Annotated in this window: 5 protein-coding genes and 1 tRNA gene; 2 read left to right on the top strand and 4 right to left on the bottom strand. The window is 37.4% G+C overall.

Annotated elements, in window-relative coordinates; translation table 11 throughout:
* Nucleotides 1-61: 61 nt before the first annotated feature.
* Entirely contained in the window at nucleotides 62-1630 is a 1569-nt protein-coding gene (locus FS875_RS08505) for a TerC family protein (protein WP_144755645.1), read from the bottom strand.
* A 451-nt stretch (nucleotides 1631-2081) separates the two neighbouring features.
* On the opposite strand from FS875_RS08505, the gene FS875_RS08495 reads away from it, so the two are divergent.
* Nucleotides 2082-2157, top strand: a tRNA-Lys gene (locus FS875_RS08495).
* Between the two features lie 517 nt (nucleotides 2158-2674).
* Here the strand turns inward: FS875_RS08495 and FS875_RS08490 are convergent.
* The 3 genes from FS875_RS08490 to secD all read right to left on the bottom strand — a co-directional run bounded on the left by FS875_RS08490 (nucleotide 2675) and on the right by secD (nucleotide 8011).
* The gene (locus FS875_RS08490; protein WP_144755642.1) at nucleotides 2675-3628 is read right to left on the bottom strand and encodes a lysylphosphatidylglycerol synthase transmembrane domain-containing protein; all 954 of its coding nucleotides are present in this window, start codon (nucleotides 3626-3628) and stop codon (nucleotides 2675-2677) included.
* 5 nt (nucleotides 3629-3633) lie between these two features.
* Nucleotides 3634-5397, bottom strand: a complete 1764-nt coding sequence (locus FS875_RS08485) for a cation:proton antiporter domain-containing protein (protein WP_144755640.1) — start codon at nucleotides 5395-5397, stop codon at nucleotides 3634-3636.
* 100 nt (nucleotides 5398-5497) lie between these two features.
* Nucleotides 5498-8011 (bottom strand): protein translocase subunit SecD, encoded by a 2514-nt coding sequence (secD, locus tag FS875_RS08480; RefSeq protein WP_144755637.1) that lies wholly within the window; start codon nucleotides 8009-8011, stop codon nucleotides 5498-5500.
* A gap of 634 nt (nucleotides 8012-8645) precedes the next feature.
* Between secD and FS875_RS08470 the strand changes: the two genes are divergently transcribed.
* Nucleotides 8646-10647, top strand: a 2002-nt coding sequence (locus tag FS875_RS08470; RefSeq protein WP_144755631.1) for a mechanosensitive ion channel domain-containing protein, incomplete at its 3' end; no start/stop codon positions are given.

The raw sequence follows: 10647 nt of genomic DNA, 5'->3' as shown, positions 1-10647 counted from the left end.
GAACGATATAATTAAGTAATCAATCTTCTATTCTTTTTACTTATCTTATGGATCAAAAAAATTAGCTTTTTTCTGGTAACACAAGTGGAGAAATAAGGATTTTAGAGATGTTTCGGCGTTCCATTTCAATTACTTTAAAGCGTAAACCTTCCGTTTCAAAACTTTCTCCTTCATTCGGCAAATGACCAAATTGCCAAAGCATAAAACCTGCTAGAGTCGTATAACGGTCTGCTTCATCAACTAGATTTCGTCCAAGATAACCACTTAAACGACGGATATCAGCATATCCCTCTACAAGAAGGCTGCCATTTTCAAGTTGTTCTGCAATCATGAGCTCTTCATCGTCATCAGGAAAATCTCCTGCAATAGCTTCAAGAATATCGGTTGGTGTTGCAATCCCTTCAAAAGAACCATGCTCATCAACAATAATTGCAAGCTGAATCGAAGAATGACGTAATTGTTCCATTAATCGTAAAACACTTGTGTTTTCATGAACAACAAGCGGTTCTCGCATCGCTTTTTTCCAATTAATCTTTTTACCCTCAGCCAGATTCAAAAGAAGATCTTTTGTTAATGCAACACCAACAAATTCATCCACTTTTTCACGCGCAAGAATTAAGCGGCTATGTTTAACCTTTTGTAATTCTTCACGCATTTCATTTTCATTAGCATTTAAATCTAACCACTCAATTTCATTGCGCGGCGACATGATAGAGCGAACAGGACGATCTGCTAAATCGAGAACTCCACGAATCATCTCTTTTTCTTCTGGTCTAAATAACTCAGAAGCTGCGGCTTGTTCAGCAATGACATCTACAGTTTCAGCAAGATGACTATCTTTATTTCCCCCTCCTAAGAGCCTTAAAACAGCATCAGCTGTTCTACTGCGTAGATCATTCGTTGTAATCATCTTTTCACGATTACGACGTCCAATTTGATTAAAAGCTTCGATGAGAACAGAAAAACCAATAGCAGCATACAAATACCCTTTGGGAATATGAAAACCGACCCCTTCAACAATGAGCGTAAAACCAATCATCATCAAAAATCCAAGACAAAGGATTACAATGGTAGGATGACGATTAATAAAACGCATAAGAGAGCCTGAGCCATACATCATGACTCCCATAGCAGTAATGACTGCAATATACATAACTGCGGCTTGTTCTTTTGCAATCATACCTGTTGCGGTGATAATACTATCGAGTGAAAAAACAGCATCCAGCACCACGACTTGAACAATTACTTGCCAAAAAACAGCATAAGCAACGCCTGTTTTTCTTTCATGAGATACTCCTTCTAACCTTTCATGTAATTCTAACGTTCCTTTTGCTAGCAAAAAGGCTCCACCTCCAATTAAAATAAAGCTATGCCAACTAAAAACAAAGGATGAAAATGAAAGAATGACCGTATCAAGTCTCATAACCCATCCAATAACTGTAAGAAGGAAAAGCCGCATGATTAATGCTAAAGTAAGACCTATTAAGCGTGCTCGATCACGCAAATGGAGTGGCAATTTTTCAGCTAAAATTGCAATAAAGATAAGGTTATCTATTCCTAAAACAATTTCGAGGAAAACCAACGTGACCAAACCAAACCACGCATGGGGATCAGTGATCCATTCCATCATTTCTCACCTTTTAAAAGCTTAAAAGCGCGCGATTAACAAAAAAAATCATGGGCTTTTATTCGCATATTGGATCATGAATTTTGAATGTAAAAAATTTACATTCAAAGAGAAAAACAGAAAAATATTGCTTAAACGCATATGATTTTAAACGCATATGATTGTTGATAAAACAAAACAACGCCCCACTCCGTTGACAACGACAAGAAGGTTCCTCTAAATTTTGTTCGGGCATTATGCTCGATAATCCTCCAATTATAGATTCTGTATAACCATCAGAATATTTATTTACAGAGCCTCTTATAATGGGTTTATTTTTATATAAGATCAAGTGGTCAATAGCATATTTTAAACCCTACAGACAATGAGGCTATATAAAAAGCAACAAAATATCTAGACATCCTCCCTTAGGAGCGTTATAGAAACGCTCATTCTCATCTTTTGGGAAGCTTATGGGTGATTAGCTCAGTCGGTAGAGCAGCTGACTCTTAATCAGCGGGTCGTGGGTTCGATCCCCTCATCACCCACCATTTATTTTGTATTATAAATAATTTGCTGATTACGTAATTATAAAGGGCTAAATAAAATTGGGGAGAAGGAGCAATCCGACATCACCATACTGTTTTCCGATTCCTAATAAATTCCAACAGCTCTTGGTATTTGAGACGTTTCATAGGCAAGAAAGGCGTTTTTAGTCTTTTTGTACAGTTTTATGTCATAAGCTCTTCTCGTTTATAACGTGCAAAAGACATGGTTTTGATTGATTTAACGTGGAAGAGATTTGAAATGAGAGAATTTTACAGTATTCAAGATTCTAATTCAAGTTGAATGAAGATAAATTATCTTTATAAATCAATATGTTATCTATTGTAGAAACGATTGTTTTTTACAAGGATAGATATTTTCAAGTCTATGGGCATTTCAAGTTCGAAGGTAAAAAGATAAACAAAAAATAATAATTATATTAAGTTACAGATGCAACTGAGTTTCGGCAATGTTTATATCATTGATAAGCACATAAAAAAGAAATCATAGATAGTTTTTGATTTATTTAGGGGGGGCTTTGGGAGCTCTTTTCCAATATTGTTGCGTTTCAAAAATAGCAACCACAAATAATGAAATGATGAGTGGTATAATCAAATAAAGTATTCTAAAAACAATAAGTGCTGCGATAACATCGGTTGGATTTATATTGGGCATACCTGTTATGAAGAGCGCTTCAAGAACGCCTACACCTCCTGCTGGAGCATTGGAGAGAAGCGTTATTGTAAAAGATGCTAGGAAAACGCCGAGAACAGAAATAAAATGAATATCTGCATTGTAGGGGAGGACTGCATATATAATTCCTGCTGCTCCTAAAAGCTCTAGAGGGCTAATGAGAAGCTGTTGAATAACAATTTTCAGCCGCGGATAGGAAAGCTGAATTTTCTTGCCCAAGCGTAAGGGTTTCAATTGAAGCCAACTCCCAAACGTATAAAGTGCTATGCAACTGAGTAAAATTGCTCCAACTATGGTTCCAAGCCATTCAGGAAGCTCTTCATGAATGAGGGTGATAATTTCGGGTTGCAGAATCAAAACGATCCCTAACAGTAAAATTGTACCGATGACAAAAGTAAAAGAACAAAAGCCTACGAGTATGGCGATTTCTGTTCCATTTAATCCTTTCATTTTATAGGCTCGATAACGCACGACGGCACCAGAAAAAACTGAAGCACCGATATTGTGTGAAAGAGCGTAGGTTGTAAATGAACAGATCGCGATGAAAATCCAAGAAATTTTATGGCCAAGATGCTGTAAGGCAATTCGATCATATCCAGCAAGAGCCGCGTAAGCAAAAAGAGAGCATAAACAGGCTAAAATCCAGTGCTGTGTATCCAAATTGCTCAAGCGTTCTAATACATCACTAAAAGAAATGGCAGAAAGCTTTATATAAAGAATGCGGATAGATACCACCATTGCTACAATACCAATAAATGGCCATATAAACTGCTTTATCTTCACGCTTTTTACCCATTTATGTTTTCGATGAAATTTGATTCACGATTATGTATATTTTTGATAGATCTCTGTTCCGTTACATGCTCGATTATACCATTAGCAATTTCCTCATTATCAACTACTACAATATCTGCGCCTAAATCAATAAGATAAGTTGTCTCTACATCGGAAAGTGCATGTGTGATTATCTGAATATCCTTCTTCATGTCACGTATATTCACTATACATTCTCCTACTTCAATAGTACTTCGCATTGTAATAACAACTTTATCTGCACCACTTATATTGGCTGCGTTTATTATTTCTTGCTGAATGATATTGCCGCAAATGACTTCGAAACCATCTGCAATGGCTTGATCTGCGAGGCGTTTTGCTTCTTCTACGATCACAACAGATTCACCTTTGTCTGTTAAAGATAATGCAACGCATTGACCAATACGACCATAGCCAATAATTACAATATGATTGGTTTTTAAGGTTGTTGGTAAAAATTCTTGGTCTGGATCTTGCGAATCAATGTCAATAATTATTTGCGTATCTTGTGTATTGGTAGAAAAATTTTCTAAACGTTTTTTTATTTTGTTACAGGCAATGAAAACAAGAGGGTTGAGCAAAATAGAAAGAATTGCTCCTCCAAGAATTAAATCATGGGCATCATTGTTTAAAAGCCCCAGACTAAAACTTAAACCTGCAAGAATAAAAGAAAATTCTCCGATTTGGGCAAGGCTTGCAGAGATGGTCAAAGCTGTTGCATTAGAATAGCGAAAAGCTTTAACAATGAAAAAGGTAACAGCAGATTTTCCTACTATAATAATGAACAATGTTGCGAGTAGAGGGAAAAAATGCGTTAATAATTTCCCCGGATTAAATAACATGCCTACAGAAACAAAAAAGAGAACAGAAAACGCATCTCGTAGTGGGAGGGATTCTTCTGCTGCACGATGGCTTAATTCTGATTCACTCATAACCATGCCTGCAAAAAAGGCACCAAGAGATAGAGAAACACCAAATAAATGGGCTGCTCCGAAAGCTACTCCTAGTGCAATCGCAAAGACGCTTAGACGAAATAATTCACGTGATCCTGATTGGGCACTCATTTTTAGTAACCACGGGATAACACGCCGCCCAATGATAAGCATCAGGGCAATAAAGAGAATAACTTTTAGAATGGTAAGACCAAAAATGCCCCAAATACTTAAATCCAACCATTGAACAAGGGGATCAAAGGCTTCCTTTTTTGTATTGCTAAGAACGTTTGCTAATGATGGTATGAGGACAAGTATAAGGACCATTGCTAAATCTTCGATAATTAACCATCCAACAGCAATCCGTCCTTTTTCTGTTTCAATGAGATGACGTTCTTGCAAAGCACGCAGCATAATAACAGTACTTGCTATGGATAAAGCTAAACCAAAGATTAAACTACTACTGAGCTCCCACCCCATGATTAAACCAAGGCACAATCCTAAAAGAGTAGAAAATGCCATCTGCCCAATGGCAGCAGGGATAGCAATGGCTCTGACAGATAAAAGGTCCTTTAATGAAAAATGGAGTCCAACACCAAACATAAGCAAAATGACACCAATTTCAGCGAGTTGGTTTATAATGGTAGAATCTATTCTAAAACCACCTGTATTAGGTCCTACAATAACGCCGGCTAATAAGTATCCTACCAGTGGTGATATACGCAAACGACTGGCAATCATTCCCAGAAAAAATGCTAAACATAAGCCGGCAACGATGGTTGTGATAAGTGGTGTGTCGTGGAGCATGGACTATTTACTATTCTTGATCAAAAAGCGAATGAATGAAAATACCTCTTATTTCTTTGAAAAGGGAGGAATGATGTATCATATGTATCAAAGGATATTTTCATTTCTCCTTAGTGTTTACACGATTATTTCGTTCACGCCACCAATTTCCTAGCAGGAGTAAAATGGGAGCAGCGATAAAGATAGAAGATGATGTTGCAACAATAACCCCAAAAACCATGGGCAATGCAAAATTATGAACGGCACTTCCACCCCATATCGCCATAGGAAGCATAGCAAGAATTGTTGTGGCTGATGTAAAAAAGCAACGGACAAGAACTTGATTAATTGACAGATCAATCAGTTCGCGTAACGGCATTGTTTTATAAAGGCGCATATTTTCGCGCATGCGATCATAAACAACAACTTTATCATTTATGGAATAGCCAACAATCGTTAGCAGAGCAGCGATGGCTGTTAAATTGAAATCAAATTGGAATAAAGCAAAAAAACCAATCATTTTGGTCGTATCTAAAATGAGCGTTATAATTGCACCAACCGCAAAAAACCATTCAAAGCGCAACCATATATAAAGAGTCATGGCAATAGCTGCGAGAATAACAGCAGTAAAAGCAGCTGTTGCAAGTTCTCCTGAAATTTTGGGACCAACAACTTCTATTTGATCAAATGTGGTATCTGGATAGATATTTTGTACAGCTGTTTTGACCTTATCAATAGCGATGGTTTGTTGTGCTTCACTCCCATTTTGTTTCTGCATGCGAATGAGGACGGTATTTTCGTTATCAATATTTTGCAGAGTAATTTCACCAATATTAAGGGTAGAAAGCTTGGAACGCAGGGCTGCTAGGTCTGCTGGTACTTTCGTGGTAATACTCATTTGGCTACCACCAATAAAATCAATTCCGAAATTCAAGCCAGGCTTAAAAAACAAAAAAACTGAAGCTATTGATAAAATAATTGAGACGCCAATACCAATAAAGCGCGCTTTCATAAAATGAAAAGTTGTATTTTGGGGGAGAATGTTGAAAGCAGAGTGAATATGCAATTTTTTAATTTTCCATTTACGAACAATCCAAATCATCATGATGCGTACAATGGTTATATTGGTGAACATGGAGATGATAATACCAAGCAACATAGTCACGGCAAAACCACGAACGGGACCAGTACCAAACCAAAAGAGTAAAACAGTCGCTATAATTGCCGTAACATTCGCATCAACAATGGTTGCAAAAGCCTGTTTAAAACCACGATCTAGGGCTGCAAAAGCACTCACGCCTTTTCGACTTTCTTCACGGATACGTTCATTGATGAGAATATTCGCATCAACGGCAATACCAATACCTAAGATAATACCAGCAATACCAGGCAGAGTTAGCGTTGCTCCGAGGAGACTGAGGGCTGCAAATGTTAAAATCGTGTGGAGTGCTAGGGCTATATTGGCAATGAGTCCCCAAATTCGGTAGAGGAGAAAAATAAAAATTGTAACAAGCATAAAACCAATTATGCCGGTGTAAAGCCCCATTTGTATGGCGTCAGCACCAAGGTTTGGTCCTACAGTTCTCTCTTCAATTACGGTGAGGGGGGCAGGCAGGGAACCAGCGCGGAGCAGAGCAGCCAGAGTTGAGGCTTCTTTGGGATCAAAGTTTCCTGTAATTTGCCCTTGTCCGTTAGGGATGACACTATTGATGGTAGGAGCGGTTAAAACTTTGTTATCAAGAACAATGGCAAAAGGACGGTTAATGTTTTGTCGTGTTATATCGGCAAATATTTTTGCACCAGCAGAATCTAGCGTAAATGAAATAATAGAACGTCCTGGTATTTGTGGGTCGAAACCAGCGCGGGCATCTTTAAGGACATTTCCATCTAAGGCAATTTGATCATAAATGGCATAGCGTTGTGTTTCATCAGTATATCCAGGAAGAATGGAAACACCTATAGGGGGATTATTGGGGTCCACATTAGAGGGAACAAGATGAAAACTCATCTTAGCGGTTGTGCCTAAAAGATCTCGCAATTGTTTTGGATCTTGTAAGCCAGGCAATTGGACCATAATACGATCATTTCCAACCTTTTGGATCGCTGGTTCTGAAACACCAACTTGATCGATACGGCGACGGATAATTTCTAAGCTTTGTTCAATGGCATTGCTTACACGATCTTTTATCCCAGCTTCCGTTAACGTGACACGGAGTATTTCATTTTGAGCACTAATGGTGATGTTATGTTCTGTCGTCCCAAAACTACTGTGTATGGGGGTTATTAATGTCTTTAAGGCTGAGAGAGCTTTTTCAGTTTGTGATGCATCAGCAATAAGGGCAACAACGCTATCTTCGACGATACGAACACTTGAGGTACGAATTTGTTTTTCACGCAACACATTGCGCACATTGCTTAAAACGGTGTGTAATTGATCGCGTTTTAATGTTTTGCTATCAACCTCGAGCAGGAGAGAAGAGCCTCCTTGAAGATCAAGACCAAGGGCTACACGGGTGTCGGGTAAGAATTTTGAATTTTTAACCTGTTCTTGCGAAAATAAATTGGGCAAGGCAACATAAATGCTGCTTAAAAGAATCAAACAATAAAAAGTAGTTAACCAACTAGGTGTACGCATGATATATTCCGCTAATAGGCAATCTAATAGTTATAAAAATGGAAGACAAAAACGATATCAGAAGATCGTTGCATAATTCAAGCAAAAGGAGGAGCACGTTTATTGGCAAAATATTGCATTTGAAGATGCCCAAATTGTCTGCAAAAAATTATGCTCGTTATTAAAAAGAGATTCAATACCAGAATATTCTGAATAATATTTATAGATAGAATAGAATCTGTATAAAATGTTACAAATTTTTTGTTTTCAGTTATTGGAGCATTCGAGTGCATACACTCGTTTTGTGAATCAAGTGTATTTGTTCTCACTATGTTATTTGCTTGGGGCTGCTTGCTTAAAGAAGCTAACCTTTCCAGGTTGCTCGTCAATAATACGCTAAAGCTGGACAGAAGAAGCCAAGCCGTAAAAGAGAGAAAATTTTCTTTTTTGCAATAAAGGTGCAAAAAGAGCATGTTAAAATGCCTCCGTTATCTTCTTAAGCTTCATAAGTCTATCATTATCCTTTTTCTTTATTATCAGTATTATGGGAGAAGGAAAAGCTTTTATAAGCTTATTCTATAAAAGTTGAAAATATTTATTCTATGCCATATTTTAAAGAGGGGTATAGATTCCTCTTTATACATCTAAGGCAGATATGTATTCATTTTTTAGAAAAAAATTACGCGTCCTTTTCTTTATTTTTGGATTCATTGTTGCATTCAGTTGTTGTGCATGGGGAGGCTTTGAATCGCAAAATGCGGTCATTGGGCAAGGAGATTCTTCTTATTCTATTGATGAAATTATTCAACAACAACAGCAGATTATTAAAAATCTTGAGCAAGATACAGAAACTTTACAAAAAGAATTTGAAAATAAATTAGAGGATGAACGGGCTTTGGTGGAGCTGCGGTTACGTGCACAAGATATCAGTAAACGTGCCCTAGAAGCAGCCTTTGTTTTGCGTGCTCCTCTTAATGATATTAATGCACTTCTTGATCAATTAGAGGAACTCCATGGTGATTTGAAAAAAACAGTGGATGAACGCTCTCGATTGATAGAGAAAAAAGCTGAAATTAATAGTATAGTTCTTCGATTTGAAGCAATCTTTTTGGCTACAAATAGAATAGTTGAACTTGCTATTTCTCAATCTCGAGAGCTTTTTAAACGCACACTTACACACAGGCTTGAGTTTTCAATGCCTATGCTCCAACATCTGGCCCAAAAAACAAAAGAGGCTGCCTCTGATTTTCTTTTGTTATTGAGCTCTTGGTGGAACTTTGTATTTTATTTCAAATCGTTACATCTTTTTCTTTGTTTTTTGATTCCACTTTTTATTGCTTTAGGGCTTTCTTATTTTTCTCGCAAAATTCTGGTGCATGTACGCTGTCATTTGATGAAGAGTAATGAAGAAATATCGTATTTACAACGCTTATTGGTCGCTTTTATTTCAGTTCTTCTTCCTTCGCTTATATGTGTTGTTTGTGTCTATCTTATATTGTTTTTATTCGATAGTTTTGGTTTGGATCCAGGAAAACTCACAATGGTATTTGAGACGATAGGGTATCAAATCGTATTCGTTTTTTTTATCAATCGCTTAGCAGTTGTTCTTTTAGCATCGAATAAGACCCGCACGCATCTTCTTAATATTATACCGTCTGCAGCATATCAATTGGTGGTTTTGGTTACTTTTTTAGGTGGAGTTTTGGCATTTGATGCTGTTTTCGATAGTATTTATCAAATTGTTTCTGCCTCTCTTTCTTTGACGATTGCGAAAAGTTTTATTGCTGTTTTTCTTGTTGCGATATTGCTGTTTATTATCTCATTTATACCTTTACGCTTTAGACGTGGGATTGCTCAAGGGAAAGAAGAGCCACGTTTTTGGCCATTTTATATACGTATTCCTCTCATTGCGTTGGGAATATTGCTGATTGTCATGAATTGTTTGGGTTATGTTGGCCTAGCACGTTTTATTGTGCAGCAGATCATAATTGGTGGAGCGTTTTTAGTTCTCATGTATTTGGGAATACAAAGTGCTCAAGCACTTGGAACTAAAGGCCAATTTATGAAAACAAGCCTTGGTTATACTCTAATGCACTGGCTGCATTTAGATGAAAAAACAATGAATCAATTAGGGGGAATTTTGAGCATTTTTCTCAATTTGGTCGTGGTTGTCTTTTGTGCAATGCCAATTGCTATACAATTCGGATTTTCATATTCCGATTTAAATGCGGTGTTGTGGCAGTTAATGACGGGCTTTCAAATTGGAAATGTATTTATTTCTTTAACTTCGCTTGTAACTGGGATTGTTGCTTTTTTTATTTGTTGGTTCCTCATCCGGCGAATTATCAATTGGTTAGATGGAACTGTATTAGAGCATGGGGAATTTGATTCTGGGGTCCGTAATTCTATCAAAACAGTCATCGGTTACAGTGGTATTGTCGTGTCGGCTTTGATAGGAATATCAATGGCCGGTTTTGATCTGAAAAATTTTGCGCTTATTGCTGGTGGGCTGTCGCTTGGTATTGGGTTCGGATTGCAAAATATTGTGCAAAATTTTGTCTCTGGGCTTATTATTCTGATCGGAAGACCATTTAAAATCGGAGACTATGTGGAATCTGGCTCTGTGGGGGGGATTGTTAAACGTATCAGTGTGCGCG

The organism is Bartonella saheliensis (assembly GCF_902162175.1).
Note: the sequence above shows the minus strand (reverse complement) of the source record. Positions and strands in the feature narration are given on the sequence as shown.

Bases quoted from the DNA above. Each gene is read 5' to 3' on its own strand.
- FS875_RS08505 (WP_144755645.1), bottom strand. From the start codon at position 1,630: ATGATGGAATGGATCACTGATCCCCATGCGTGGTTTGGTTTGGTCACG.
- secD (WP_144755637.1), bottom strand. From the start codon at position 8,011: ATGCGTACACCTAGTTGGTTAACTACTTTTTATTGTTTGATTCTTTTA.
- FS875_RS08485 (WP_144755640.1), bottom strand. From the start codon at position 5,397: ATGCTCCACGACACACCACTTATCACAACCATCGTTGCCGGCTTATGT.